This is a genomic window from Micromonospora sp. CCTCC AA 2012012, assembly GCF_040499845.1.
Taxonomy (GTDB): domain Bacteria; phylum Actinomycetota; class Actinomycetes; order Mycobacteriales; family Micromonosporaceae; genus Micromonospora; species Micromonospora mangrovi.
The window spans coordinates 3,723,164-3,747,979 of record NZ_CP159342.1 but is presented as its reverse complement, the minus strand read 5'-3'; the positions used below and the strand labels follow the sequence as shown (position 1 = coordinate 3,747,979).

The 24,816-nt window shown below is 74.5% G+C and carries 24 protein-coding genes; 15 read left to right on the top strand and 9 right to left on the bottom strand.

The annotated features are described in order from the left end of the window. The first annotated feature begins 1 nt into the window (after position 1). The 4 genes from ABUL08_RS16315 to ABUL08_RS16300 all read left to right on the top strand — a co-directional run bounded on the left by ABUL08_RS16315 (position 2) and on the right by ABUL08_RS16300 (position 6,668). Positions 2 to 1,357, top strand: coding sequence for an aldehyde dehydrogenase family protein (locus ABUL08_RS16315; protein WP_350930772.1), 1,356 nt, complete (start codon positions 2 to 4; stop codon positions 1,355 to 1,357). Positions 1,358 to 1,362: 5 nt separating this feature from the next. Beyond that, positions 1,363 to 2,130, top strand: a complete 768-nt coding sequence (locus ABUL08_RS16310; protein WP_350930771.1) for a 3-oxoacyl-ACP reductase — start codon at positions 1,363 to 1,365, stop codon at positions 2,128 to 2,130. Beyond that, positions 2,127 to 2,813 (top strand): gamma-glutamyl-gamma-aminobutyrate hydrolase family protein, encoded by a 687-nt coding sequence (locus ABUL08_RS16305; RefSeq protein ID WP_350930770.1) that lies wholly within the window; start codon positions 2,127 to 2,129, stop codon positions 2,811 to 2,813. Before ABUL08_RS16310 ends, ABUL08_RS16305 begins: the two co-directional genes overlap by 4 nt. Positions 2,814 to 2,999: 186 nt before the next feature. Beyond that, positions 3,000 to 6,668, top strand: a complete 3,669-nt coding sequence (locus tag ABUL08_RS16300; RefSeq protein WP_350930769.1) for a SpoIIE family protein phosphatase — start codon at positions 3,000 to 3,002, stop codon at positions 6,666 to 6,668. A 22-nt stretch (positions 6,669 to 6,690) separates the two neighbouring features. On the opposite strand, the gene ABUL08_RS16295 is transcribed toward ABUL08_RS16300, so the two are convergent. Then, the gene (locus tag ABUL08_RS16295; RefSeq protein WP_350930768.1) at positions 6,691 to 7,005 is read right to left on the bottom strand and encodes an STAS domain-containing protein; all 315 of its coding nucleotides are present in this window, start codon (positions 7,003 to 7,005) and stop codon (positions 6,691 to 6,693) included. Positions 7,006 to 7,100: 95 nt separating this feature from the next. On the opposite strand from ABUL08_RS16295, the gene map reads away from it, so the two are divergent. Together map and ABUL08_RS16285 are read left to right on the top strand one after the other, a co-directional pair. After that, a complete protein-coding gene (gene map / locus ABUL08_RS16290) occupies positions 7,101 to 7,958 on the top strand; it encodes a type I methionyl aminopeptidase (protein ID WP_350930767.1) in 858 nt (285 codons plus the stop codon). After that, on the top strand, positions 7,955 to 8,671 hold the full coding sequence (locus tag ABUL08_RS16285) for a VIT1/CCC1 transporter family protein (RefSeq protein WP_350930766.1): 717 nt from the start codon (positions 7,955 to 7,957) through the stop codon (positions 8,669 to 8,671). The genes map and ABUL08_RS16285 overlap by 4 nt, the downstream gene beginning before the upstream one ends. Before the next feature lie 6 nt (positions 8,672 to 8,677). Here the strand turns inward: ABUL08_RS16285 and ABUL08_RS16280 are convergent, their stop codons facing one another. The 7 genes from ABUL08_RS16280 to ABUL08_RS16250 all read right to left on the bottom strand — a co-directional run bounded on the left by ABUL08_RS16280 (position 8,678) and on the right by ABUL08_RS16250 (position 15,272). Beyond that, positions 8,678 to 9,415 (bottom strand): nucleotidyltransferase domain-containing protein, encoded by a 738-nt coding sequence (locus ABUL08_RS16280; RefSeq protein WP_350930765.1) that lies wholly within the window; start codon positions 9,413 to 9,415, stop codon positions 8,678 to 8,680. Between the two features lie 77 nt (positions 9,416 to 9,492). Then, positions 9,493 to 9,987: a nitroreductase/quinone reductase family protein gene (locus ABUL08_RS16275; protein WP_350930764.1), complete on the bottom strand. Its 495-nt coding sequence runs from the start codon at positions 9,985 to 9,987 to the stop codon at positions 9,493 to 9,495. 72 nt (positions 9,988 to 10,059) lie between these two features. Next, a complete protein-coding gene (locus ABUL08_RS16270; RefSeq protein ID WP_350930763.1) occupies positions 10,060 to 12,774 on the bottom strand; it encodes an FtsX-like permease family protein in 2,715 nt (904 codons plus the stop codon). After that, positions 12,771 to 13,496 (bottom strand): ABC transporter ATP-binding protein, encoded by a 726-nt coding sequence (locus ABUL08_RS16265; protein WP_350930762.1) that lies wholly within the window; start codon positions 13,494 to 13,496, stop codon positions 12,771 to 12,773. The genes ABUL08_RS16270 and ABUL08_RS16265 overlap by 4 nt, the downstream gene beginning before the upstream one ends. A 196-nt stretch (positions 13,497 to 13,692) precedes the next feature. Then, positions 13,693 to 14,280 carry a PadR family transcriptional regulator gene (locus ABUL08_RS16260; RefSeq protein WP_350930761.1) on the bottom strand — a complete coding sequence of 196 codons (588 nt, stop codon included), beginning with the start codon at positions 14,278 to 14,280 and terminating at the stop codon, positions 13,693 to 13,695. 93 nt (positions 14,281 to 14,373) lie between these two features. Next, positions 14,374 to 14,823: a ferritin-like domain-containing protein gene (locus tag ABUL08_RS16255; protein ID WP_350930760.1), complete on the bottom strand. Its 450-nt coding sequence runs from the start codon at positions 14,821 to 14,823 to the stop codon at positions 14,374 to 14,376. Further along, positions 14,820 to 15,272, bottom strand: a complete 453-nt coding sequence (locus ABUL08_RS16250) for a hypothetical protein (protein WP_350938662.1) — start codon at positions 15,270 to 15,272, stop codon at positions 14,820 to 14,822. Before ABUL08_RS16250 ends, ABUL08_RS16255 begins: the two co-directional genes overlap by 4 nt. 291 nt (positions 15,273 to 15,563) lie before the next feature. Here ABUL08_RS16250 and rimP point away from each other — a divergent pair, with 291 nt between their 5' ends. The 9 genes from rimP to ABUL08_RS16205 all read left to right on the top strand — a co-directional run bounded on the left by rimP (position 15,564) and on the right by ABUL08_RS16205 (position 23,477). Then, positions 15,564 to 16,250: a ribosome maturation factor RimP gene (gene rimP, locus ABUL08_RS16245; protein WP_350930759.1), complete on the top strand. Its 687-nt coding sequence runs from the start codon at positions 15,564 to 15,566 to the stop codon at positions 16,248 to 16,250. Next, the gene (gene nusA / locus ABUL08_RS16240) at positions 16,247 to 17,290 is read left to right on the top strand and encodes a transcription termination factor NusA (RefSeq protein ID WP_350930758.1); all 1,044 of its coding nucleotides are present in this window, start codon (positions 16,247 to 16,249) and stop codon (positions 17,288 to 17,290) included. The genes rimP and nusA overlap by 4 nt, the downstream gene beginning before the upstream one ends. Positions 17,291 to 17,306: 16 nt before the next feature. Beyond that, positions 17,307 to 17,639 carry a YlxR family protein gene (locus tag ABUL08_RS16235; RefSeq protein WP_350930757.1) on the top strand — a complete coding sequence of 111 codons (333 nt, stop codon included), beginning with the start codon at positions 17,307 to 17,309 and terminating at the stop codon, positions 17,637 to 17,639. A 93-nt stretch (positions 17,640 to 17,732) separates the two neighbouring features. After that, on the top strand, positions 17,733 to 20,738 hold the full coding sequence (gene infB, locus ABUL08_RS16230; protein WP_350930756.1) for a translation initiation factor IF-2: 3,006 nt from the start codon (positions 17,733 to 17,735) through the stop codon (positions 20,736 to 20,738). Between the two features lie 88 nt (positions 20,739 to 20,826). Then, the gene (locus ABUL08_RS16225) at positions 20,827 to 21,123 is read left to right on the top strand and encodes a DUF503 domain-containing protein (RefSeq protein ID WP_350930755.1); all 297 of its coding nucleotides are present in this window, start codon (positions 20,827 to 20,829) and stop codon (positions 21,121 to 21,123) included. A 173-nt stretch (positions 21,124 to 21,296) separates the two neighbouring features. After that, positions 21,297 to 21,785, top strand: a complete 489-nt coding sequence (rbfA, locus tag ABUL08_RS16220) for a 30S ribosome-binding factor RbfA (protein WP_350930754.1) — start codon at positions 21,297 to 21,299, stop codon at positions 21,783 to 21,785. After that, positions 21,782 to 22,810, top strand: coding sequence for a DHH family phosphoesterase (locus tag ABUL08_RS16215; RefSeq protein WP_350930753.1), 1,029 nt, complete (start codon positions 21,782 to 21,784; stop codon positions 22,808 to 22,810). Before rbfA ends, ABUL08_RS16215 begins: the two co-directional genes overlap by 4 nt. Before the next feature lie 50 nt (positions 22,811 to 22,860). Further along, on the top strand, positions 22,861 to 23,268 hold the full coding sequence (locus ABUL08_RS16210) for a hypothetical protein (RefSeq protein ID WP_350930752.1): 408 nt from the start codon (positions 22,861 to 22,863) through the stop codon (positions 23,266 to 23,268). Beyond that, positions 23,268 to 23,477, top strand: a complete 210-nt coding sequence (locus ABUL08_RS16205; protein WP_350938660.1) for a DUF6186 family protein — start codon at positions 23,268 to 23,270, stop codon at positions 23,475 to 23,477. Before ABUL08_RS16210 ends, ABUL08_RS16205 begins: the two co-directional genes overlap by 1 nt. 492 nt (positions 23,478 to 23,969) lie before the next feature. Here the strand turns inward: ABUL08_RS16205 and ABUL08_RS16200 are convergent, their stop codons facing one another. Continuing rightward, positions 23,970 to 24,725, bottom strand: coding sequence for an MIP/aquaporin family protein (locus ABUL08_RS16200; RefSeq protein WP_350930751.1), 756 nt, complete (start codon positions 24,723 to 24,725; stop codon positions 23,970 to 23,972). Between the last annotated feature and the right edge of the window lie 91 nt (positions 24,726 to 24,816).

Genomic DNA, 24,816 nt, shown 5'->3' with positions numbered 1-24,816 from the left:
GGTGAGTGAGGTGATCAACCCGGCGAGCGGGGAGGTGGTGGCCAGCGTGCCGGCCACCTCGCTCGCCGAGGTCGATGCGGCGATCGGGCGGGCGGCGGCGGCGTACGAGGGGTGGCGGAAGGTCGCGCCGGGGGACCGAGCGCGGTTGTTGCGGCGGTTCGCCGCCGTCGTCGACGACCATCTGGAGGAGTTGGCGCAGCTGGAGGTGCGCAACGCGGGGCACACCATCGGGAACGCGCGCTGGGAGGCGGGGAACGTCCGGGACGTCCTCGACTACTACGCGGGCGCGCCGGAGCGGCTGACCGGCCGGCAGATCCCGGTGCCCGGTGGGCTGGACGTCACCTTCCACGAGCCGCTCGGCGTGGTCGGGGTGATCGTGCCGTGGAACTTCCCGATGCCGATCGCCGGCTGGGGCTTCGCCCCGGCCCTCGCCGCCGGCAACACCGTGGTGCTCAAGCCCGCCGAGCTGACCCCGCTGACCGCGCTGCGCCTGGCCGAGCTGGCCCTCGACGCCGGCCTGCCGGAGGGCGTGTTCACCGTGCTGCCCGGCCAGGGCGGCGTGGTGGGGGAACGCTTCGTCACCCACCCGGCCGTCCGCAAGGTCTGCTTCACCGGGTCCACCGAGGTCGGTACCCGGATCATGGCCGGCTGCGCGGCCCAGGTGAAGCGGGTCACCCTGGAGCTGGGCGGCAAGTCCGCCAACCTGGTCTTCGCCGACGCCGACCTGGCGAAGGCCGCCGCCAGTGCGCCGTCCGCCGTCTTCGACAACGCCGGCCAGGACTGCTGCGCGCGGTCCCGGATCCTGGTCCAACGACCGGTGTACGACCGGTTCCTGGAACTCCTCGAACCGGCCGTGCGCGCCTTCCGGGTCGAGGACCCGGCGGCCGAGAGCGCCGAGATGGGCCCGCTGATCTCCGCCGCCCACCGAGACCGGGTCGGCGGGTACGTCGACGGTGCGAAGGTCGCCTTCACCGGCCACCGCCCCGACGGGCCCGGCTTCTGGTACGCCCCGACCGTGCTGCTGGCCGAGTCACCGGCCGACCGGCACTGGCGGGACGAGATCTTCGGCCCGGTCGTCTCGGTGCTCCCCTTCGACGACGAGGCCGACGCGGTCCGGCTCGCCAACGACACCGAGTACGGCCTCTCCGGCTCGATCTGGACCCGGGACGTCGGCCGGGCGCTGCGGGTGAGCCGTGCGGTGGAGGCCGGCAACCTCAGCGTCAACTCGCACTCCTCGGTGCGCTACTGGACCCCGTTCGGCGGGATGAAGCGCTCGGGGCTCGGCCGTGAGCTGGGGCCGGACGCGCTGCACGCCTTCACCGACGTCAAGAACGTGTTCATCGCGACAGAGGAGTGACCAGCGTGCAGGGACGACTGACGGACCGGGTGACCGTGGTGACCGGCGCGGGCAGCGGGATCGGCCTCGCCACCGTGCGGCGGTTCGCCGCCGAGGGGGCCCGGGTGGTCTGCGTCGACATCGACCCGGAGGCGGGCGGACGGGCCGCCGAGGAGGTCGGCGGGGACTTCGTGGCCTGCGACGTCGCCGACGAGACGGCGGTCCGGGCACTCTTCGACGGAGTGGTGGAGCGGCACGGCCGGGTGGACGTGGCGTTCAACAACGCCGGCATCTCCCCGCCGGACGACGACTCGATCCTGGAGACCGGGCTGGACGCCTGGGAGCGGGTGCTCCGGGTCAACACCACCAGCGTCTATCTCTGCTGCAAGTACGCCATTCCGCACATGCGCCGGCAGGGCAGAGGCTCGATCATCAACACCGCCTCCTTCGTGGCGCTGATGGGGGCGGCCACCTCGCAGATCGCGTACACGGCGAGCAAGGGCGGGGTGCTGGCGATGACCCGGGAGCTGGGGGTGCAGTTCGCCCGGGAGGGGATCCGGGTGAACGCGCTCTGCCCCGGGCCGGTCGCCACCCCGCTGCTGCTGGAGCTCTTCGCGAAGGACCCGGAGCGAGCCGCCCGCCGGCTCGTGCACGTGCCGATGGGCCGGTTCGGCAACCCGGAGGAGATCGCCGCGGCGGTGGCCTTCCTGGCCAGCGACGACTCCTCCTTCATGACCGCCGCCCAGTTCGTCGTCGACGGCGGGATCACGGGCGCCTACGTCACTCCGCTATGAGGCGTCCGCTGATCGGGATCAGCGCGTACGTCGAACCGGCCGGCTGGGCGGTGTGGCGGGACGTGCCGGCGACGCTGGTGCCGCAGGCGTACGTCCGGGCGGTGACCGCCGCCGGCGGCCGGACGGTGGTGCTGCCCCCCGACGACGTCGACGCGGACGTGGTGGGTGTGCTCGACGGCCTGCTGCTGGCCGGCGGCGCCGACGTCGAGCCGGCGCGGTACGCCCAGCCGCGCGACCCACGCACCGAGGCCCGCCCGGACCGGGACGCGGGGGAGCTGACCCTGCTGGCCGCCGCGCTCGCCGTGGACCTGCCGGTGCTCGGCGTCTGCCGGGGCATGCAGCTGCTCGCCGTGGCCCACGGCGGTGCGCTGCACCAGCACCTGCCGGACGTGGTCGGGCACGACGGCCACCGCCCGGCCCCCGGGGTGTACGGGGCGCATCCGGTCCGGTTCGCCCCCGGCAGCCGGGCGGGGTCGGTGCTGGCCGGGATCGACCGGGTGAACTCCTACCACCACCAGGCGGTCGCCGATCCGGGGCGGCTCACGGTCAGCGGTTGGGCGGACGACGGCGTGGTCGAGGCGGTGGAGGACCCCGGTCGGCGTTTCCTGCTGGGGGTGCAGTGGCACCCGGAGAACGACGCCGACCCGCGGCCGATCACCGCCCTGGTCCGGGCCGCCCGCTGACGGTCGACTGTGCCCCTCGTCACACCAGGGGCCCGGGATGCACCCGTGGTGACCGTCGGGTGAGGCGTAGGTAACCAGCGACCGTCCTGCCGTCTGCGTTACGTTGCTCCTCCCTCGGGGTAGTAGGCGGACACGGCCGACGGGATCTTCGTCGGTCGTTGTGGACATGGCGGAGCGGGAGGCTGCATGAGCTCGGCCCACGGGAGCGAGGAACGGCGTTGGTCGTCCTCGGGGACGGGTGAGGCCGAACTGCCCCCACTGCTGGCGGCGGCGTTCACGGCCGGCGGTGAGATGGGGGCGCGGCTGCGCGCCTTCGACTGGTCCACCACCCCGCTCGGCGACCCGGCCGGCTGGCCGCCGGCCCTCTGCCACGCGGTCAGCATGATGCTCTCCTCCCGCGCGCAGATCGTCATGTTCTGGGGCGAGGACCACCGCGCCTTCTACAACGACGCCTACCGGCCCACCATCGGCGCCAAGCACCCGGCCGCCATCGGTGAGCCGGCCAGCCGGCACTGGGCGGAGACCTGGGACGTGCTCGGCCCGCTGCTGCAGGGGGTCCACCGCGCCGGCGAGGCCTACCGCGGTGAGGACCACCCCTTCGTCCTGGACCGGCACGGCTTCCTGGAGGACGTCTACTTCGACGTCTCCTACGACCCGATCCGGGAGGCCGACGGCACCGTCAACGGGGTCTTCTGCTTCGTCAACGAGACCACCGGCCGGGTGCTCGGCGAGCGCCGGCTGCGCGCCCTGGCCGAGCTGGGTTCCCGCCTCGCCGACGTGCAGAGCACCCAGGAGCTGGGCCGGGCCGTGGCCCGGGTGCTGGACGAGCACCGGGCGGACGTCCCGTTCAGCCTGGTCCTGCTGCGCGACGGCGACGGCGACGGCGCTCCGGCGCTCGCCGGGTGCAGCGGCGTCACGCCGGACGACGTCCGGGCCGGCCCGGACGTGCTGGCCCGCCTCGCGGCCCGGGTCGAGCACGACACGGTCGCCGTGACCGAGCTGCTGGGGACGGTGCCCGACGACGCGGCCGGGGAGGCCCTTGTCCTGCCGATCACCGCGACCAACGAGCCCGCCGGCGCGATCGTCGTCGGGCTGGGCCGGCGGCTCCCGTTCACCCCGGAATACCGCGACTTCCTCGACCTGATCGCGGCCCAGGTCTCGCGCGCCGTCGGCAAGCAGCGGGCGTACGAGCAGGAGCGGAGCCGGGCCGCCGAACTGGCCGCCCTGGACCAGGCCAAGACCAACTTCTTCGCCAACGTCAGCCACGAGTTCCGTACCCCGCTGACGCTGGTGCTCGGCCCGCTGGAGGACCTGCTCGCCGACCCGGCGCTGTCGCCCGACCTGACCGAGCGCCTGACCATGATGCACCGCAACGCGCTGCGGCTGCTCAAGCTGGTCAACACCGTGCTCGACTTCTCCCGCCTGGAGTCGGGCCGGATGGCCGCCCGCTATCAGGCCACCGACCTGGCCGACTACACCTCCCGGCTGGCCAGCACCTTCCGCTCGGTCACCGAGCGGGCCGGGCTGGGCCTGGTCGTCGACTGCCCGCCGCTGCCCGCGCCCGTCCACGTCGACCGGGACATGTGGGAGAAGATCGTCCTCAACCTGCTCTCCAACGCCGTCAAGTTCACCTTCGACGGCGAGATCAGCGTGCGGATCCGGGCCGTGGACGGCTCCGCGCGGCTGGAGGTCTCCGACACCGGCGTCGGCATCTCCCCGGCGGAGCTGCCGCTGGTCTTCGAACGGTTCCACCGGGTCGCCGGGGTGCGGTCGCGGACCCACGAGGGCACCGGCATCGGGCTGGCGCTGGTGCGCGAGCTGGTCGAGATGCACGGCGGCACGGTGGACGTGCGCAGCCGGGTGGACGAGGGCACCACCTTCACCGTGACGGTGCCGTTCGGTCACGGGCACCTGCCCGCCGACCGGGTGGCCGCGCTCGACCCGGTGCCGTTGAGCCAGTCGGAGCAGGCCCGACTGCACGTCGCCGAGACGGTGCTCTGGGCCGACGGCGTCGGCACCGTCGACGGGTCGCCCTCGTCGGCCGGGAAGGAGACCGGAAACGGCCGGATCCTGGTCGCCGACGACAATGCCGACCTGCGCGAGCACGTCAGCCGGCTGCTCTGCTCCGCGTACGAGGTGGTCGCCGTGTCGGACGGCGTGGAGGCGCTCCGGCTGGCGCTGGAGTCCCCGTTCGACCTGGTGCTCACCGACGTGATGATGCCCCGGCTGGACGGCTTCGGGCTGGTCACCGCGCTGCGGGCCGACCCGCGTACCCGGCACGTGCCGATCGTGCTGCTCTCCGCCCGGGCCGGCGCCGCGGAGGAGGTCGCCGGGCTCTCGGTCGGCGCCGACGACTACCTCACCAAGCCCTTCTCCAGCCAGGAACTGATCGCCCGGGTCCGCGCCAACGTCGAGCTGGGCCAGCTCCGGGGGCAGATCATCCGCCGGCTCCGGGCCCTCGCCGACGCCGCCGTGGCGGTCAACACCGCCCGGTCCACCGCCGAGGTGGTGCAGGTGGCCGCCCGGCACGCGCTCAGCCTGGCCGAGGCCGCCCGGGTGGTCGTCACCGCCACCGGCGCCCGGTACGAGGCCGACGGCGGCGGAGACACCGGCGCCGAACCGTCGGTGGTGCTGCCGCTGACCGGTACGACCGGTGAGCAGCTCGGCGAGCTGCGGGTCTGGCGGCGCGAGGGGGACGGCACCGAGCAGGCCGCGCTGACCGAACTGGCCCGGCTGATCGGCGTCCGGCTGGAGAACGCCCAGCTCTACGAGGCCGAGCACCGGATCGCGACCACCCTCCAGCACAGCCTGCTGCCCCGGACCCTGCCCCAGCTCCCCGGCACGGTGGTGGCCAGCCGCTATCTGCCCGGCAGCGCCGACGTCGAGGTCGGCGGCGACTGGTACGACGTCATCGGCACCACCGGCGACGAACTCGTGCTGGTCATCGGCGACGTGGTCGGCAAGGGCGTCCGGGCCGCCGCCGCGATGGGCCAGCTGCGCAACGCGCTGCGGGCGTACGTGCTGGAGGGCTTCGGCCCGGGTGAGGCGCTGACCCGGCTGAACCGGCTGGTCGGCTCCACCGAGGGCGGCTCCTTCGCCACCGTGCTGTGCATCTGGTTCTCCCCGCGCACCGGCCGCTTGCGGTACGCCAGCGCGGGTCATCCCTCGCCCCTGCTGATCCGGGGAGACGACGTGGCGTTCCTGCACCACCGGGCCCTCGGACCGCCGGTCGGGGCGATCCGGACCACGTCCTACCGGACGGAGGAGGGTGAGCTGCCCCCCGGCGGTCGGCTGCTGCTCTACACCGACGGCCTGATCGAGGACCGGCAGGTCGGCATGGACGCGGCGCTCGCCCAGCTCCGGGCCGACGCGACGACCCGCGGCGAGCACGTGGTGGACCTGGTCGACGCCGTGGTGGCGCGGGTCGCCGGCCGGCCCCGGCACGACGACGTGGCGGTGCTCGCGCTGGAGGCGACCGAGCTGAACCGCTTCGCCCTGCGGCTGCCGGCCGACCCGACCCGCCTCAGCGTGCTGCGCAAGCGGCTGGAGGACTTCCTCGTCGCCCACCACGTCGGCGAGAACGACCTGTTCGACCTGACCGTGGCGATCTCCGAGGCGGCGGCGAACGCCATCGAGCATCCGGTCTCGCCCGCCGAGGCGATGATCGGTGTCGAGGTGACCATCGAGGGTCGTACGGTGACCGCCACCGTCCGGGACAGCGGGGTCTGGCGGGAGTCCACCGGCTCGGGCTTCCGGGGGCGGGGACTGTCGCTGATCAAGGCGCTCGGCGAGCTGACCGTGCGTCGTACGCCGACGGGCACCGAGGTGACCCTGCGCCGGCAGCTCCAGGACTGAGCGGCCCGGTCGGGCCTCGGCGTCAGGCGGGGGCGAGCCAGCTCTGCTCGCCCAGCCCGGAGATCTCCAGCACCCGCCGGACCTGCCGGGACGGGAGCACGGTCAGCGTGTCGGGGACCTGCTGTGCCAGCCGGACCAGCGCGTGGATGGCCGCCGAGTCGAAGAAGGTGACCCCGCGCAGGTCGAGGGTGACCTGCCCGACCGGCTCGCGGAGAGCGGTCTGGAGCATCGTGTCGGCGGTGGCCATGTCGACCTCACCGGTCACCACCACGCGGAGCTGATCACCGTCGATCTCCGCGGTGGCGGAGAAGACGGGAGGTGCGCCCCCTTGATCCACGAAGCCACAATGGCACAGCGGAACGAGCGCGGCAACAACCTGCACGGCGGGGCCGTGGCGGGGGTCACCCCGACGGGCGGCGATAGGCTGTGGACATGACCGTCCGTGCGCCGCTGACCCCAGGCACGCTCTCCCCGTGGCGACCGGTGCCCGCCCACATCCCCCGCCCGGAATACGTCGGCAAGACGCGTCCGCAGGAGTGGCGCGGCTCGCACGTGCAGACCCCGGAGACCATCGAGAAGATGCGCCTCGCCGGTCGGCTCGCCGCCCAGGCGACCCAGCTCGCCGGGGAGCACTGCAAGCCCGGCGTGACGACCGACGAGATCGACCGGGTGGTGCACGAGTTCCTCGTCGACCACGACGCCTATCCGTCGACGCTGGGCTACAAGGGCTTCCCGAAGTCCTGCTGCACCAGCCTCAACGAGGTCATCTGCCACGGCATCCCGGACTCGACGGTGCTCCAGGACGGCGACATCATCAACGTCGACGTCACCGCGTACATCGGTGGAGTGCACGGGGACACCGACGCCACGTTCTGCGTGGGCGAGGTGAGCGAGGAGGCCCGGCTGCTGGTCGAGCGGACCCACCAGGCGATGATGCGGGGCATCAAGGCGGTCGCCCCGGGTCGGCAGATCAACGTCATCGGCCGGGTCATCGAGTCGTACGCGAAGCGGTTCGGCTACGGCGTGGTCCGCGACTTCACCGGCCACGGCATCGGCGAGGCCTTCCACAGCGGCCTCTACGTGCCGCACTACGACAGCCCGCGCCCCACCGACATCATGGAACCGGGAATGACCTTCACCATCGAGCCGATGATCACCCTCGGCACCCACCAGTACGACATGTGGGACGACGGCTGGACCGTGGTCACCAAGGACCGCCGGTGGACGGCGCAGTTCGAGCACACCATCGTCGTCACCGACGACGGCTACGAGATCCTGACGCTGCCGTGACCGAGACCCCGGCGGCGCTGCGCGAGGCGCACCACGCGGACGTGTCCGGCGGCTGGCTGCGGCCCGCCGTCTTCGGCGCGATGGACGGACTGGTCACCAACATCGCCCTGATCGCCGGTGTCGGCGGCGGTGGCGTCTCGGCGCACAGCATCGTGCTCACCGGCGTCGCCGGCCTGGTCGCCGGTGCCATCTCGATGGGGCTGGGGGAGTACACCAGCGTCCGCTCGGCCAACGAGCAGGTCGCCGCCGAGGTGGCCAAGGAGCGCCGGGAGCTGGAACGGCACCCGGAGGCGGAGGCCCGCGAGCTGGCCGAGGCGTGGATCGCCCGGGGCCTGCCCCGGGACCTGGCCCTCCAGGTGGCGAACGAGATCCGGCGCAACCCGGAGGAAGCGCTGCGGATGCACGTCCGCGAGGAGCTGGGCATCGACCCGGACGAGCAGCCCAGCCCGTGGGCGGCGGCGATCTCGTCGTTCCTCTGCTTCTCCGTCGGCGCGCTGATCCCGCTGATGACCTACCTGCTCGGCTTCACCAGCCTCGCGCTGGCGCTCGGCGTCGGCGGGGTGGGGCTCTTCGTGGCCGGGGCGATCGTCGCCCGGTTCACCAACCGCCCCTGGTGGACCGGTGGCCTGCGCCAGCTCCTGCTCGGTGCCGCCGCGGCCGGTGCCACGTATCTCGTGGGTGCCCTGATCGGCATCCAGGGTGGGCTGGGCTGACCCCGGTCAGCCGGTGAGCAGGTCGTCGACGGTGCCGTCCACGGGGCGGCCCCGGGCGGCCAGCTCGTCGGCCTGCCGGGTCAGCACGGCGCCCACCTCGGTCATGTCCGCGCCGGCCAGCCCGGTACGCCGTACCGCGTCCCCCGGGTCGCGGAAGTAGGTGCGGCTCAGCAGCCCCTGCACCGTCGCCGCCGCCAGCCGGGCCTCGCCGAGCATCAGCAGCGCCTGGTCGGTCTCGTACCACTCGGCGAGCCGCAGCGCGCGGGCGTGCGCCGCGCTGCCCCGGTACCAGGCCTGCCGCGCGGCGGTGCTGAACTCGGCGGGGCGGGCCCGGGCCAGCCGCGCCAGGTGCTCGTCGCGCAGCGTGCGCAGCCAGCCAGTCGGGTCGTGCAGCGCCCGGGTGGTGACGTACCGGTCGGCGGTGAGCGGCCACAGCGCGCCCAACGTCCGGGCCTGCCGCAGGTAGTCGTCGGCGCCGGCCACGGTCAGGTCGACCAGGACGCCGTCCACCCGCCGGGTGGCCGGAGCCGGTCCCGCGCCGGACCGGTAGGTGACCAGGAGCAGCCCGACCTCGCCGGTCCCGCCGCCGTCGTCGTCGCCGTGCGCGAGCGGGCCGTGCACCGCGACGGCGAGCAGGTCGGCCGGGAACCGGCGCAGCGCCGCCGCGCCGGCCCGCTCCGCGACCCGCCACCTTGGATCGTCCAGGTGCGGGTCGGTGTCCAGCTCCACGTCGCCGCCGTCCACGGGTCACCTCCGTCGCACCGGGTCGCCGTCCCCACCCTAGCCACGCGGGCCCGCCGGGCCGGCGTGCCGCGCCACGGTCAGGACGACCCGGGCACCGGCCGCGCCTCACCCACCGGGACCAGCCGGAAGATCCGGATGTCCCGGTCCCCGGCCCGTTCGGCGTACGTCCGGTAGGCCGGCCACTCGGTGACCAGCAGCTGCCAGAGCCGGTCCCGTTCCGCGCCGGTGGCCGGCTCGGCCCGGACCGGGATCCGGCGCCCCTTCACGTCGACCTCGGCGGCGGGCTGGGCGAGCAGGTTCAGCGCCCAGCTCGGCTGGTGCTGCTGCCCCCAGTTCGAGCCGATCACCACATAGCCGTCGCCGTCCGGCACGTAGAGCAGGGGATTGCTGCGGGGCTTGCCGGAGCGGCGGCCGGTGGTGGTGATGACCAGCGAGGGGACCAGCCCCAACGCCACCACCCGCCCCCGGGTCAGCCGGCCGACCAGCCGGTCGGCGGGGACCAGCAGCCGCATGGTGGCGCCGAACCACGCGTGGTGACCGAGTCGGCGCGCCAGGCTTCCCAGAACGGACACCCGTCCAGTGTGCCGGGTCCCGGGCGTCGGCGGCACCCCCCGATCGTCCGCCGCCACCCCGGACGCCGCCGGTCAGTCGAGCCGTCGTTCGACGGGCAGCCGGGACCGGGTGAACAGCGCCGCCCCGAGCATCGCCAGCAGCGGCACCACCACCAGCACACCCAGCGTCGACCAGGGCACCACCACCGGGTACGGCGACTGGACCGGCCAGCTCTCGGCGAGGCGGCGGTTGACCGAGGTCAGGATGATCACCGCCGAGCCGGTGCCGGCGACGAGGCCGAGCACCGAACCGAGCACCGCGATCACCCCGGCCTGGCAGAGCGAGAGGATGCGGCGTACCCGGGGACTGGCCCCCACCGCGGCCAGGGTGGACAGGTCGCGGCGGGCCTCCGCGGCGGCCAGGCCGGTCGCCGCGCCGGCCGCCCCCAGGGTGATCACGCCCGCGCCCACCGCCAGCAGGAGCAGCAGCGGTCGCCGGTCCGGCCCGGACGAGTCCTGCTCCACCTGCACCACCAGCTCGGCGACCGGGCGCAGGTCGGCGGCGAGGCGCTCCTGCTGGGCCACCGTCGGCGGGCCGGTGGTGTCGATGGCATAGCCGAGCGGTCTGCCCACCAGCCCGACCCGGGCCGCCGCCGCGGGGGAGAGCAGCAGCCGGTCGACCGGCACCCCGCCGTGCAGCACGTACCCGGGCAGGGTCGCGGTCGCGGTCGGCGGCGTCGCCGGCCCGTCGGTGGGCCCGCTCGCCGTGACGGTGACCCGACCGTCGACCAGGTAGCGCGGGTCCGTCACCACCACCCCGCCGGCCCGGAGCACGGCCGACGCCGCGGCCACCTCCCCGGCCGGGGCACCGGTCAGCACGGGCAGGGTCGCGCCGTCGCCGTCGACCACGGCCGGCACGTAGATGCCGTCCGGGATGCGGGTCGGGCGGACGCACCGGGGATCGGCGAGGGCCCGCCGCCGGCCCGCGGCGGAGCGGAACTCCGTCGTCTCGTACGGGCAGGTCAGCTCGGGCGGGAGCACCGCCGACACCGAGCAGTAGTCGTCCTGGCTCACGGGATGGGCGCAGGCCGGCTGCGCGACCGCCACGACGGAGGCCGCCGGCAGGACGGCCCGGGCCCGCTCGACCACCGCCGGCAGCGCGGGCAGGGCCGGCGGGACGGCGTCCCCGGGCACCAGCAGCACGTTCCCGGGCGGGATGCCGGGCTGCCAGTCCGTGCGGGTGCGGGCGTCGTCGCTGGCCAGGTAGACGCCGACGGCCACGCTCCCGGCCACCGCGGCCATCACCGCCGAGATGGCCGGTGCGGCGGAGGACCGGTTCCGGCTGGCCTCCCGCAACGCCAGCCGGGGCGCCAGCGGCAGCAGCCGCCCGGTCCGGGCGAGCAGCCCGATCAGCGTCGGGGTGACGAACACCAGGCCCAGCTCACCGAGGACCAGCCCGGCCAGGACCGTCGTCGGGTTGCTCCGGGAGGCGCCGACGGCGGCGGTCAGGCTGCCACCGAGGGCCAGCAGCACCCCGATGACCAGCCAGCGCCGCCGGTGCCGGGGGGCGTCGCGCCGCCCCGCGAGCCCGGCCACCACGTCCTGCCGGGCGGCGGCCAGCGCGGGCGCCAGCGCGGCGAGCACCCCGGCCAGCACCGCGACCGCCGCGATGGCCGCCAGCGCCGCCGGGAAGACGCGGTACGCCCCGAACCGGGCGTGCGTCAGGTACTGCTCCACCAGAGGTCGGCCGGCGAACGCGGCGGCGGTGCCGAGCAGCAGCCCGAGCGCCGCCCCGCCCGCGCCGAGCACCACCCCGTCGGCGAGCACGACGCGACGCAGGTGCACGTGGTCACCGCCGGCCACCGCGACCAGCGCCAGGTCCCGCCGCCGGCGACGGACGCCGACCGCGAAGGCCGGCCCGACCAGCAGCACCACCTCCAGCAGCCCGAGTCCGCCGACCAGCAGGGCGTTGCCGGCCGTCTCGGGATCCGGCAGCGCGGAGGTACGGGCGTCCGACGCGTCGCGCCCCGGCACCGGCGTCCGCGCGGCGACGGCGACGCCCCGCGCGTTCAGCCGGTCGACCAACGCCTCGTCCAGTGGGCCGGGAAGGTCCACCAGCCAGCTCCCCTCGGCCGGGTTCGGCCCGAGCGGCACCCCGGGCGGGAGCACCACCACGTCGCCCAGGTTGTCCGCGAACTCCACCACCCCGACCACCGTGTACGTCCGGGCGCCGTCCGAGGTGGTGACCGTGCCGCCGAGGCGTACCCCGAGGTGGCGCAGGGCCTGCGGACTGACCGCCACGTCGTCGGGCGCGGCCGGCGCGCGCCCGGCGCGGAACCTCGCCAGCGGCCGGGTGAGCGGGTCGGTCAGGTCCAACGACCGGCCCTCGAAGGAGACGAGCCGGCCGCCGACCCGGGTCTCGAAGGGCACCCACCAGCGGACCGGGGTGGACCGGCTGCCCGCCGGCAGCAGCCCGGCGACCTCGGCGGCGGTGGGGGGTCGGCTGCGCGGCACCGCCTCCGTCCGCTCGCCCCACCAGTCCTCCCCCCACGAGCCCTGGACGATCGCGTTCTCGGCGACCCACCGCAGCTCCACGTCGGCACCGCCGAGCCGCCGGTCCATCCGCTCCGCGCGGCTCAGCTCGGACATGTCGTAGGTGACCGCGATGAAGGTCAGCGCCAGCACCGGAAGCGTGATCATCGCCAGCACCAGGGCGGTACGTCCGCGCGCCCGACGGGCCTCCCGGCGCGCGATGCGCAGCGCCGTACGCCAGGAGCCGACGGTCCCGGCGAGCCGGTCCCGGCTCACCGACCGCTGCCGGTGAGCAGCTGCTCGACGCCGGCCAGCGGCGCCGTCGAGTCGACCAGCACCCCGTCCCGGAGGAAGACCACCCGGTCGGCCCAGCCGGCGTGCCGGGCCTCGTGGGTGACCAGCACCCCGGCCGCGCCCGCGTCCACCCGGCGGCGCAGCAGGTGCAGCACCGCCTCCCCGGCCTGCGAGTCCAGCGCGCCGGTCGGTTCGTCGGCGAGGACCAGCCGACGCTCACCGACCAGCGCCCGCGCGATCGCCACCCGCTGCTGCTGACCGCCGGACATCTGGTCGGGGAAGCGCCCGCCCAGCCCGGCCAGGTCCACCTCGGCGAGCGCGGCGAGCGCGAGCCGCCGCGCCTGCCGGACGCCGACACCGTCGAGTTCCAGGGGGAGCGCGACGTTCTCCGCCGCGGTGAGGCTGCCCAGCAGGTTGAGGTGCTGGAAGATGTAGCCGATCCGGCGGCGGCGCAGGCGGGCCAGCGCCCGGGGGGCCAGCCCGCCGAGCGGCTCGCCCGCCACCAGCACCTCGCCGCCGGTGGGGCGGTCCAGCCCACCGGCGATCGCCAGCAGGGTCGACTTGCCGGAGCCCGACGGACCCATCACGGCGACCAGTTCGCCCGGGTGGACGGTCAGACTCACTCCGCGCAGCGCGTGCACGGCGGCCTCGGCGACGCCGTGCGTCCGGTGCACGTCCCGCAGCTCCAGCACCCCGTCACTCACCGGACCCTCCTCGCGTTCACCGGGCCGTTTCTCGTTCGCGACCGCGGGGCTGGCAGGAGCGGGCCACTCCTCGCGCTCACCGGGCCGTCGTTCGTTCGCGACTGCGGGGCTCGCAGGAGCGGCTCACTCCTCGCGCTCACCGGGCCGTCCTTCGTTCGCGACTGCGGGGCTCGCAGGAGCGGCTCACTCCTCGCGCTCACCGGCGGGCCTGGTGGTCGGTCCGGTCCACCGCCTCCGGCTGGTCCTGGCCGGTGGGCCGGGGTGGGGTGGGCCGGTGCCGGACCAGGCTGGTCTCGCAGTGGTCCAGCCAGCGGATCTCCGCCTCGGCCTGGAAGACCATCGCGTCCAGCACCAGCCGCCAGGGCAGGTCCTCCGGCTTGTCGCTGGCGTACTTCAGTCGGGTCAACTCCTGCAACGCCCGCATGGTGGCACTGCGCTGGGTCTGCACCACCGCCCGCACGTCCACGCCGGGGGTGGTCAGCGCCAGGGCCAGCTTGATCGCCAGCTCGTCCCGGGGCCGGTCGGTGCGGCTGATCGGGGTGGCGAACCAGAGCGTCAGGTCCGCGCGGCCGGCGTCGGTGATCTCGTACGGCCGCTGTCCGCCCTCGTTCTCCGGCAGCGGGCGGACCAGGCCGTCCCGTTCCAGCCGGGCCAGCGTGGTGTAGACCTGCCCGATGTTCAGCGGCCAGGTCGCGCCGGTCGACTCCTCGAACGCGGCGCGCAGCTGGTAGCCGTACATCTGGCCGCGTTCCAGGAGGGCGAGCAGCCCGTGACGGATGGACATGGAACCGGAGTATGCATACCTGGTATGCCGTCCGCAACCGGAACGACCTCCCGCCGTACCAGGCACGTCGCCGTCGCACGCGGGTCGCCCCGCTCAGGCCGGCCGGCCCGGGAAGGCGACGGTGAGCGGAGTCACCCCCGCGGTGCGCCGCCAGCGGGTGGCCCGCAGCGCGCAGTCGGTCAGCGCGGCCAGGGCCCGGTTGCGGTCCGCCCCGCCGGTGTGCGGCAGCGCCGCCCGCCAGAACGCGGCCGTCCGCTCCTCGACGTCGACCGCGAGCCGCAGCGCGCCCGCCCGGTCGGTCACCGGGTACGGCAGCGCGTATCCGGCGCGGTCGGCGGGGACCGGGGTGCCGCCGGAGCTGAGTTGGAGGATCAGCGCGTCCCGCCGGGCCCGGTGGGCGGCCTCGGCGGCCCGCGCGGCGTTCCGGGCGGTGCCGGTGAGGCGTACCCCGATCACCCCGTACGCCCAGACGGCCGCGTACTCGGCGGTGAGGGCGGCGGAGAGCGCCTCGGCGGGGCCGGTGGGTGCGGTACGGGGGGTCACGTCAACGCCTCCACGTGGGTCGCCCGGGCGGCGGCGATGGAGCCGAGCAGCGCGGCCCGCTCGGCCGGCGCGGCCGCGCACGCCTTCGCCGCGTTCTCCCGGCCGGCCTGCTCCGCCTGACGCAGCCCGGCCAGCAGGCCGGCGGGGTCCGCCGCCGGGGCGGCCGTCGGGCTGCCCGCCGGTGCGCCGGAGGGCGCCTTGCGGCCGATCAGCCGGCGCAGCTCGTCGGCGTGCGCGCGGTGCGCGTCGGCGATCGGGGTGAGCCGGTCGGTGAGGCTCGGGTCGGCGGCGATCGCGGCCCGGTGCCGGGCCTCCAGCGCGCCGGACTCGGCCGCCAGGGGTTCGAGCGGGTCGGGGACCGGCTCCTTGTCGTTGCGGTCGAAAAGATCACAGCCGGTCAGCGGGACGGTCGCGCCGCCGAGCGCCACCAGTGCGCCCGCGCGCAGCACGTTCCGCCGGGAATGTCCGGCTGCTCCGCCGCGCTGTCTCGTTCTGCCGGTCGCCACCGGACAAGTCAACACCATCGGTGCCGCCGGGTGGGGCACCGGCGTCGGTGCGCCGCCGGCTCCGCCGACCGGCCCGCGCGTTACGCTCTGCGCAGCCACCGGGCGCGACCGCCCCGGTGGCGTGCCGGCATGGCGGGCCGACGGCACGGTCGATCTCCGACCGTGGGGCCGCCGGCCCGGCGGAGCGGGAGAGCTGGCCGGGAGCCCGGCCGATCAGGAGAAGGGTGCGCCGAGATGACGCAGCGTGGCCGTGCCACCAGGCCGACCGGACCGTCGGGGCGACCCCGTCGGACCGAGGGCCCGCGTGGCGGCGAGCGGGTCGGCGCCCCGCGCGGCGGTGACCTCGGCGCCCGGCGCGCGCGGCTGCGCGACGTGATCGAACCGGTGGTCACCGCGGCCGGCTACGACCTCGAGGACCTCTCCGTCTCCCGGGCCGGGCGGCGGCACGTCGTACGCGTGATCGTGGACGCCGACGGCGGGATCAACCTGGACGGCGTCGCGGACGTCTCCCGGGCGGTCTCCGCGGCGCTGGACGCCGCGGAGGAGGCCGGCGGCGACCTCGTCGCCGGGGAGTACCAGCTGGAGGTCAGCTCCCCGGGCGTGGACCGGCCGCTCACCCTGCCCCGGCACTGGCGACGCAACGTCGGCCGGCTGGTCAAGGTGACCGTGCGGGGCGCGGCGGGGCTGCCCGAGCAGCGGGCCGCCGGGGACCGGCAGCTCACCGGTCGGGTGGTCGAGGCCGACGACGAGCGCGTGGTGCTGGAGACGGATGCCGGCCGCGCCGAACACGGTTACGCCGAGCTGGGCCCCGGCCGGGTCCAGGTCGAGTTCCACCGCCTCGACGAGATCGACGAGGCGGCCGAGGCCGACGACATTGACGACATCGACGACGAAGATGATGTGGAGGACGAGGAGAGGTGAACATCGACCTCGCGGCGCTGCGCGCACTCGAGCGCGAGCGGGAGATCCCGTTCGACACGATCCTCGCGGCGATCGAGACCGCGCTGCTGACCGCCTACCGGCACACCGACGGCGCCGAGCCGCACGCCCGGGTGGAGATCGACCGTAAGTCCGGCGCGGCCCTGGTCTACGCCCAGGAGCTGGACGAGGACGGCACGGTGGTGCGGGAGTGGGACGACACCCCGCACGACTTCGGCCGGATCGCGGCCATGACCGCCAAGCAGGTGATCCTCCAGCGGCTGCGGGAGGCCACCGACGAGGTGCACTTCGGCGAGTACGTGGGCCGCGACGGTGACCTGGTCACCGGCGTCGTGCAGGCGCACGAGACCCGCCGGGAGAAGGGCATCGTCAGCGTCGACCTCGGCAAGCTCGAGGGCGTGCTGCCGCAGTCCGAGCAGGTCCCCGGCGAGCGCTACGACCACGGCGAGCGGATCCGCTGCGTGGTGGTGCACGTGGCCAAGGGGATGCGTGGTCCGCAGATCACCCTCTCCCGGTCGCACCCGGCGCTGGTGAAGAAGCTCTTCGCGCTGGAGGTGCCGGAGATCGCCGACGGCACCGTCGAGATCGGCGCGATCGCCCGTGAGGCAGGTCACCGTACGAAGATCGCGGTGCGCTCGACGGCCTCCGGGGTCAACGCCAAGGGAGCCTGCATCGGCCCGATGGGGCAGCGGGTCCGGGCGGTCATGAGCGAGCTGCACGGCGAGAAGATCGACATCATCGACTGGTCGGACGACCCGGCGACGTTCGTCGGCAACGCCCTCTCCCCGGCCAAGGCGCTGCGGGTCGAGGTGGTCGACCTGGCCACCCGGACGGCCCGGGTCACCGTGCCGGACTTCCAGCTCTCGCTGGCGATCGGGCGGGAAGGGCAGAACGCCCGGCTCGCCGCCCGGTTGACCGGTTGGCGGATCGACATCCGGTCCGACGCCGAGCAGGCCGGGACGCCCGCGCGGGGCGGGGCCGAGCACGTCCGGGAACCGGGCGGCGCGATCTCGAGCAGCTAGGGGTAGACTTCTTCCAGTGGTACGACGCGCGCAGCCGGAGCGCACCTGTGTGGGCTGCCGGAAACGTGCGCCGGCCAGCGAATTGTTGCGGATCGTCGCGATCGGCGACGGGGCGGGACATCGCCTTCGACCCGATCCGACCCGCACACTGCCGGGTCGGGGAGCGAACATGCACCCGGATCCGGCCTGCTTCGCGCAGGCGGTGCGGCGCCGAGCCTTCGGGCGGGCGCTGCGTGTCACCGGGATCATCGATCACGGTGAGCTGGCGGAGCACGTTGACGCGCCAACCACTACGACCGGTCAACCCGACCGGTCGAGGGTCGCTAGCAAGGTAGGACGACCGACATGAGCACACGATGAAGTCCCTGAAATGACCAGGCTTCAAGTGCACGATTGAGGTCGCTGCGGGTGCTGCCCGCACGACCTCGAAGTGAGGAGTGCAGTGGCAGGAAAGGCCCGCGTACACGAGCTCGCCAAGGAGCTCGGGGTCGAGAGCAAGACCGTGCTCGCCAAGCTCAAGGAGATGGGCGAGTTCGTCAAGTCCGCGTCGAGCACCGTCGAGGCGCCCGTCGCCCGTCGGCTGCGGGGCGCCTTCGTCGCGTCCGCCGGTGGTTCCGCGGCGCCGTCCGCTCCGGCGGCGGCCGCCCCGAGCCCGGCACCGACCCCGACGCCGACCCCGACCCCGGGTGCCCCCCGGGTCTCGGCCAAGCCGATGCCGCCCCGGCGGCCGGCCGCGCCGACCCCTGGACCGAAGCCCAAGGGCCCGGTCCCCGGCCCGCCGCAGCCGGCGACCCCGGTCGCCAAGCCGGCGAGCGCACACGACATCGAAGTGGCGGCCGCCGAGGCGCGCGCCGCCGCCCTCAAGGCTGAGCAGGAGGCCGCGGTCAAGGCCGCGCAGGCCGCCCGCCAGCAGCAGCGCGAGAACGTCCGACGGGAGCCCCCGACCGAGGGTGGTCCCCGTCCGGGTCCGCGTCCCGGCCCGAACGCGGCACCGCCGCGTCCGGGTGCCCCGGCCGCCGGTCGTCCCGGCGCGCCGACCCCGGGTGCCCCGGGTGCCCGTCCGGGCGGTCGTCCGCCGGCGCGCGGCGCCGGTAACAACCCGTTCGGCATCCAGGGTGGCCAGCAGCAGCGGCCTCCGGCGCCCGGCGGTCCCCGGCCCAGCCCGGCGGGCATGCCGCCGCGGCCGAGCCCGGCTTCCATGCCGCCCCGGCCCAGCCCGGCCTCGATGCCGAGCCAGCGGCCGACCACGGGTCGCCCCGGCGGTCCCGGTGGCGGGCGCGGCGGCCCCGGTGGCGGCGCGGGTCGTCCCGGTGGCGGCGGCGGTTTCCGCGGCGGTCCCGGTGGCGGCGGCGGTGCCGGTGGCGGCTTCCGCGGTGGTCCCGGCGGCGGTGGTGCCGGTGGCGGTGGCTACCGTGGTGGCCCCGGTGGCGGCGGTGGTGCTCCGGGTGGCGGTTTCCGTCCGGGTGCCCCGGCCGGTGGCGGCGGTCGTCCCGGTGGCGGCGGTCGTGGCCGTGGCGGCGGCGCCGCGGGTGCCTTCGGGCGTCCGGGTGGTCGGCCGACCCGTGGTCGCAAGTCCAAGAAGCAGCGCAGACAGGAGTTCGACAACCTGTCGGCCCCGACCATGAGCTCGGGTGCCCCCCGGGGTCAGGGTCAGGTCGTCCGGCTCTCCCGTGGCGCCTCGCTGTCGGACTTCGCCGACAAGATCAACGCCAACCCGGGTTCGCTGGTCCAGGAGATGTTCAACCTGGGCGAGATGGTCACCGCGACCCAGTCCTGCTCCGACGAGACCCTGCTGCTGCTGGGTGAGCACCTCGGCTTCGACGTGCAGATCGTCAGCCCGGAGGACGAGGACCGCGAACTGCTCGCGCAGTTCAACATCGACCTCGACGCCGAGGTCGCGGAGGACCGCCTGGTCAGCCGTGCGCCGGTCGTGACCGTCATGGGTCACGTCGACCACGGTAAGACCAAGCTGCTCGACGCGATCCGTAAGGCGAACGTCGTGGCCGGTGAGGCGGGTGGCATCACCCAGCACATCGGCGCCTACCAGGTCCACGTCCCGCACGAGGGCGAGGACCGGGCGGTCACCTTCATCGACACCCCGGGTCACGAGGCGTTCACCGCCATGCGTGCCCGTGGTGCCCAGGTCACGGACATCGTGATCCTGGTGGTGGCGGCCGACGATGGCGTCATGCCGCAGACCATCGAGGCGCTCAACCACGCCAAGGCGGCCGACGTGCCGATCGTGGTCGCGGTCAACAAGGTCGACAAGCCGGACGCCAACCCGGACAAGGTCCGCCAGCAGCTGACCGAGTACGGACTGGTCGCCGAGGAGTACGGCGGCGAGACCATGTTCGTCAACGTGGCCGCGAAGCCCGGCATCGGCATCGAGGAACTGCTCGAGGCCGTCCTGCTGACCGCCGACGCGTCGCTGGAGCTGACCGCTCCGATCGACGGGCCGGCGCAGGGTGTCGCCATCGAGGCGCACCTGGACAAGGGTCGCGGTGCGGTGGCGACGGTGCTGGTGCAGAAGGGCACCCTGCGGGCGGGCGACTCGATCGTCGCCGGTGGGGCCCACGGCCGGGTCCGGGCCATGCTCGACGAGAACGGCAAGCCGGTGGACGAGGCCGGGCCGGCGCGTCCGGTCATGGTGCTCGGTCTGACCGCGGTCCCGGGTGCGGGTGACACCTTCCTGGCGGCCGAGGACGACCGCACGGTGCGTCAGATCGCCGAGCAGCGGCAGGCGCGGCGGCGGGCGGCGTCCTTCGCCAACTCCCGCGGCCGGGCGACTCTCGAGACGCTCATGGAGCAGCTCAAGGAGGGCGAGAAGACCTCGCTCAACCTGGTGCTCAAGGGCGACGTCTCCGGTTCCGTGGAGGCGCTCGAGGACGCGCTGTTCAACCTGGACATCCCGGAGGAGGTCCAGCTGCGGATCATCCACCGTGGGGTGGGTGCGATCACCGAGAGCGACGTCATGCTCGCGAGTGCCTCGTCCGAGGCGGTCACGATCATCGGCTTCAACGTGCGGGCCGCCAACAAGGTCCGCGAGATCGCCGACCGCGAGGGTGTGGAGATCCGGTACTACACCGTGATCTACCAGGCCATCGAGGAGATCGACGCCGCGCTCAAGGGGCTGCTCAAGCCGGAGTACGAGGAGGTCGAGCTGGGCTCCGCGGAGATCCGCGACGTGTTCCGCTCGTCCAAGGTCGGCAACATCTCCGGCTGTATCGTCCGGTCCGGCATCATCCGCCGCAACGCCAAGGCACGGCTGCTGCGGGACGGGTCGGTCGTGGCGGACAACCTCACGATCAGCTCCCTCAAGCGGTTCAAGGACGACGCGACGGAGGTCCGCGAGGGCTTCGAGTGTGGTCTGACGCTGGGCGGTTACAACAACGTCCAGGTCGGCGACATCATCGAGACCTTCGAGATGCGGGAGAAGCCGCGCGCCTGATCCGGTGCTGACACAGTGATCAAGGGGTTTACGCCGACCGGCGTAAACCCCTTGATCATGTCGGGGGGTGACCGTAACGTCCGGGGCGATGTTCACGGGAACCGCGGTCTTCGACCTGCTGCTGCCGGGTGACTCCCGGTCGCTCAAGACCAAAAGATCATATGTACGGCCGATCGTGGCGGCGCTGCGCCGCTTCGAGGTGTCGGCCGCCGAGGTGGGCGCGCTCGACCTGCACGGGCGGGCCGAGATCGGGGTGGCCGTGGTGGCCGCCGAGGCGGCACACGTCCGCGAGGTGCTGGACTCGTGCGAGCGGCTGGTGGCCGACCGCCCCGAGGTCGAGCTGCTGTCGGTCCGCCGTCGGCTGCACGGCGCGGAGGACGACTGAGCCGCGACCGGCGGTGCCCGCCGCGCGGGCGGTCAACGGCCGTGTCCTGCACCACCGGCGGCGACGCGCGGCGGAAACCGCCGCACGGGTAGTGTTCGAGTTGTTGGGCGGTCGGACCCGGCGCCCCGCGCCCAGGTTCCGGCCGGGAGCAGGAAGCCCTGGAGGTGGGGGACATGTCGGATCCGGCCAAGGTACGCCGGCACGCGGAGCGCATTCGCGAACTGGTCGCGTCGGTGGTGCGGAGCCAGATCAAGGACCCCCGGCTCGGGATGATCACCATCACCGACGCCCGGATCACCGCTGACCTGCGCGACGCCACCGTCTTCTACACCGTGCTCGGTGACGCGACGGCCCAGGCCAGCACCGCCGCCGCGCTGGAGAGCGCCAAGGGTCTGCTGCGCAGCACCGTCGGCAAGGCGCTCGGGCTGCGGCACTCGCCGACCCTGACCTTCGTCCTCGACGACGTGCAGGACCAGGTCAAGCACATCGACGACCTGCTGACGGCGGCCCGTAACGCCGACGCCGAGGTGCAGCGCCTCGCCGCCCAGGCGAAGTACGCGGGCGAGGCCCAGCCGTACCGGCTGGACGAGGAGGACGACGCCGAGCTCGACGCGGAGGAGCCCGCGGACGCGGCCGAGCCACGCGGCGGCGACCAGCGGTGACCGGGCCCGTCGCCGGGGGGCCCACCGACGAGGAGTGGGCTGCCGCGGTCGCCGCGGTACGCCGGCTTCCCGCCGACGCCCGGGTGCTGCTGATCTGTCACGTCAATCCGGACGGGGACGCGCTCGGCAGCATGCTCGGCTTCGGGCTGGGGCTGCGCCGGCTGGGCGTACGACACCTCCAGGCGACCTTCCCCGGGCCGCCGGAGGTGCCGGAGCCGTTCCGCTGGCTGCCCGGGCTCGACCTGCTGGTGCCGCAGGACGAGGCGTACCCGGATCCGGAGCTGGTGATCTGCTTCGACGCGGCGAGCGAGTCCCGGCTGGGTGACCTGGTCGACCGGCTGGACTCGGCGGGCGCGGCGCTGGTGCTGGACCACCACGCCTCGAACACCCGCTTCGGCGGGGTGCACCTGGTCGACCCGCACGCCGCGGCGACCTCGGTGGTCGCCCAGGGGCTGCTGGACCGGCTCGGCGTGCCGTTGGACGCCGACATCGCGGCCTGCCTCTATGTCGCGTTGAGCACGGACACCGGCTCGTTCCGGTTCGAGGCGACCACACCGGCGGTGCACGAGCTGGCGGCCCGGCTGCTGGCCACCGGGATCCGGCCGGGGGACATCTCCCGGCGGATCTTCGACACCCGGCCCTTCGGGGCGGTCCGCCTCTTCGGCGAGGTGCTCGGCCGGGCCCGGCTGGAGCCGACGGCGGCGGCCGGGCGGGGCCTGGTGTGGACGTACGCCACCCTGGCCGACCTGGCCCGGCACGATCAGCCGCCGTACGTGCTGGAGGCGCTGATCGACTCGGTCCGCTGCACCGCCGAGGCGGACGTGAGCCTGGTGGTCAAGCAGGTCACGGCGGACGAGTGGGCGGTCTCGATGCGCAGCAAGGGCGCGGTCGACGTGAGTCGGGTGGCGGTGGCGCTGGGCGGCGGTGGGCACCGCTTCGCGGCCGGCTTCACCGGGCGCGGCACCGCCGACGAGGTGGTCGACCTGATCCGGGCCGAGCTGGACGGGGCACTGCTCGCCGGCTGACTCCCGGTAGGGGTCTTTCCACGAAGCGTGACGGTGCGGACAATCGGGTGATGGGGCGTCCCCGGGAGCTCTCCGTCGAGGCGCCGCGCGGGTGGGACCGGCCGACCGTCGCGGTGCCCGTGCTGCTCTGCCTCTCGCTGGTCGGCGGGCAGTTGCCGTCCTTCTCCACCGCGGCGAACCGCGGGGTGCTCGGCGCGGGCGCGGTGCTGCTCTGCCTCGGGCTGAGCCACCGGCTGCCGCGCCGTCCCGCTCCGCGTCGGCTGGCGTCCGGGGCGGCCTGGTGGTTGCTGCCGGTCACCGTCTTCGTCGGCTTCGAGGCGGTGACCTTCGCGCTCGCGCGGGGTCAGGACTTTCCGACGTTCTCCCGGCTGGCGGATCCGCTGCTGGAGGTCCACCTGCTGCGCTCGGGCGCGTGGTTCGCCTGGCTGGCCGGGTTCTGGGCGCTGGTACGGCGATGATGCGCGCGCTGGCGATCGCCGGTTTCCTCACCGCGCTGCTGCTCTTCGCGGCCGTCGGGTGGGCCGCCCGGCGACCGGACGCCCGGATCCCGCCGCTCGGCGACGTCTGCGCCGTCCTGATGCGCTACGAGGTCGGTCCGGTGCCGGTGGGCCGGATCGCCCTGCTCGGGTTCTGGTGGTGGCTCGGCTGGCACTTCCTGGCCCGCTGACCACCCTGTCCAGATGGCGGGAAACGTGGACAGCATGTGGAAAGTAAACGTTAACTTGGGTTTGGGACCGGCGCTCCGGCGCTGGTCATGGGCGGCGGCCCCACACCCGGTGCCGCCTCCCTCCAGGGTCAGACCGACCCGGGCTCACGCTGCCAGGCGAGCCGCTCCGGCAACCCCGGACCGCTCCCCGGGCGCTCAGCACGACCGCCCGTAGGGCCACCGCGCGGTGGCCCGCACCCTGGAAGGGATCCGCCATGGCGACCAAGACCAAGACCGAGACCAAGACCACCGACGAGGCCCGCGAGCAGATGCGCCGCGCGCTGCAGACCTCGATGGACACCCGTCAGTGACCTACCCGGCCCGGCGGTGACGCCGGCGACGAACACCTGCCGCCGGCATCACCGCCCGACCGAACCGCCGCCGGTCCCCACCCGGTGACCGACGGCGACCACGCCCGCCGGCCGCGCCGGCACGGAAGAAGCGGTCCGCAGCTCAGCGCTGCCAGCGCCCGGCGTCGCCCTGCGCGGCACGCCGGCTGACCGGCCCGCCGCCCGGCCCGCGCAGCAGCAGCGCCACCCCGACCGCCACGGGCACCGCCAGCAGCGGGCCGACCAGGTACGCCCACCAGCCCCGCGGTTGCCCGTACACGAGGGCGGGGCCGAGCGAGCGGAACACGTTCATCGACGCCCCGGTGAGCGGGGACGCCCAGAGCCCGGCGAGCGCGAGATAGCCGCCGACCGCGACGGCGGCGAGCGGTCCCACGCTCTGCGCGCCGGATGCGGTGCCGAGGATGGTGCTCACCAGTCCGACGGTGAGGATCAGCTCCCAGACCAGGGCGAGCGGCGTGTCCACACCGGGGCCGGGGACGGTCAGGCCGGCGGTGCCGTGCCCACCGAGCAGCCCGGCGAGGAGCCCCGCCGCGGCGACCGCCCCGGCGAACTGCGCGGCCAGATAGCCGGGCACGCGACGCCACGGGAAGTCGGCCCGCAGGGCGAAGGCGAGCGTCACCGAGGGGTTGAGGTGAGCGCCGGAGACCGCCCCCATGAACAGGATGATCGAGGACACCATCAGCCCGGGGGCGACGACCGCGGCGGTCCGGCTGACCGGTTCGCCACCCACGCGCTGGTTCACCACGCCGGGGCCGACCGAGACCAGCACCAGCAGGAAGGTGCCGAGCAGCTCGCCGAAGAGGCGACGCCACCAGACCGGGTCGGCGCCGTCGACGATCTGGTCGCCGTTGACCGCCATGACGTCACCGTACGGCGCGCGGCTGCGCCGCCGGCCCGGGTCGGGTGAACGGCAGTGGGGTAAGTGACGGCCGGGGTTGCGGCCCTTACCC

What these genes read in the sequence shown, in the direction of transcription:
- ABUL08_RS16305 (WP_350930770.1), top strand. Translation starts at nt 2,127, where the DNA reads ATGAGGCGTCCGCTGATCGGGATCAGCGCGTACGTCGAACCGGCCGGC.
- ABUL08_RS16300 (WP_350930769.1), top strand. Translation starts at nt 3,000, where the DNA reads ATGAGCTCGGCCCACGGGAGCGAGGAACGGCGTTGGTCGTCCTCGGGG.
- map (WP_350930767.1), top strand. Translation starts at nt 7,101, where the DNA reads ATGACCGTCCGTGCGCCGCTGACCCCAGGCACGCTCTCCCCGTGGCGA.
- ABUL08_RS16260 (WP_350930761.1), bottom strand. Translation starts at nt 14,280, where the DNA reads ATGTCCATCCGTCACGGGCTGCTCGCCCTCCTGGAACGCGGCCAGATG.
- rimP (WP_350930759.1), top strand. Translation starts at nt 15,564, where the DNA reads ATGACGCAGCGTGGCCGTGCCACCAGGCCGACCGGACCGTCGGGGCGA.
- ABUL08_RS16225 (WP_350930755.1), top strand. Translation starts at nt 20,827, where the DNA reads ATGTTCACGGGAACCGCGGTCTTCGACCTGCTGCTGCCGGGTGACTCC.
- rbfA (WP_350930754.1), top strand. Translation starts at nt 21,297, where the DNA reads ATGTCGGATCCGGCCAAGGTACGCCGGCACGCGGAGCGCATTCGCGAA.
- ABUL08_RS16210 (WP_350930752.1), top strand. Translation starts at nt 22,861, where the DNA reads ATGGGGCGTCCCCGGGAGCTCTCCGTCGAGGCGCCGCGCGGGTGGGAC.
- ABUL08_RS16205 (WP_350938660.1), top strand. Translation starts at nt 23,268, where the DNA reads ATGCGCGCGCTGGCGATCGCCGGTTTCCTCACCGCGCTGCTGCTCTTC.
- ABUL08_RS16200 (WP_350930751.1), bottom strand. Translation starts at nt 24,725, where the DNA reads ATGGCGGTCAACGGCGACCAGATCGTCGACGGCGCCGACCCGGTCTGG.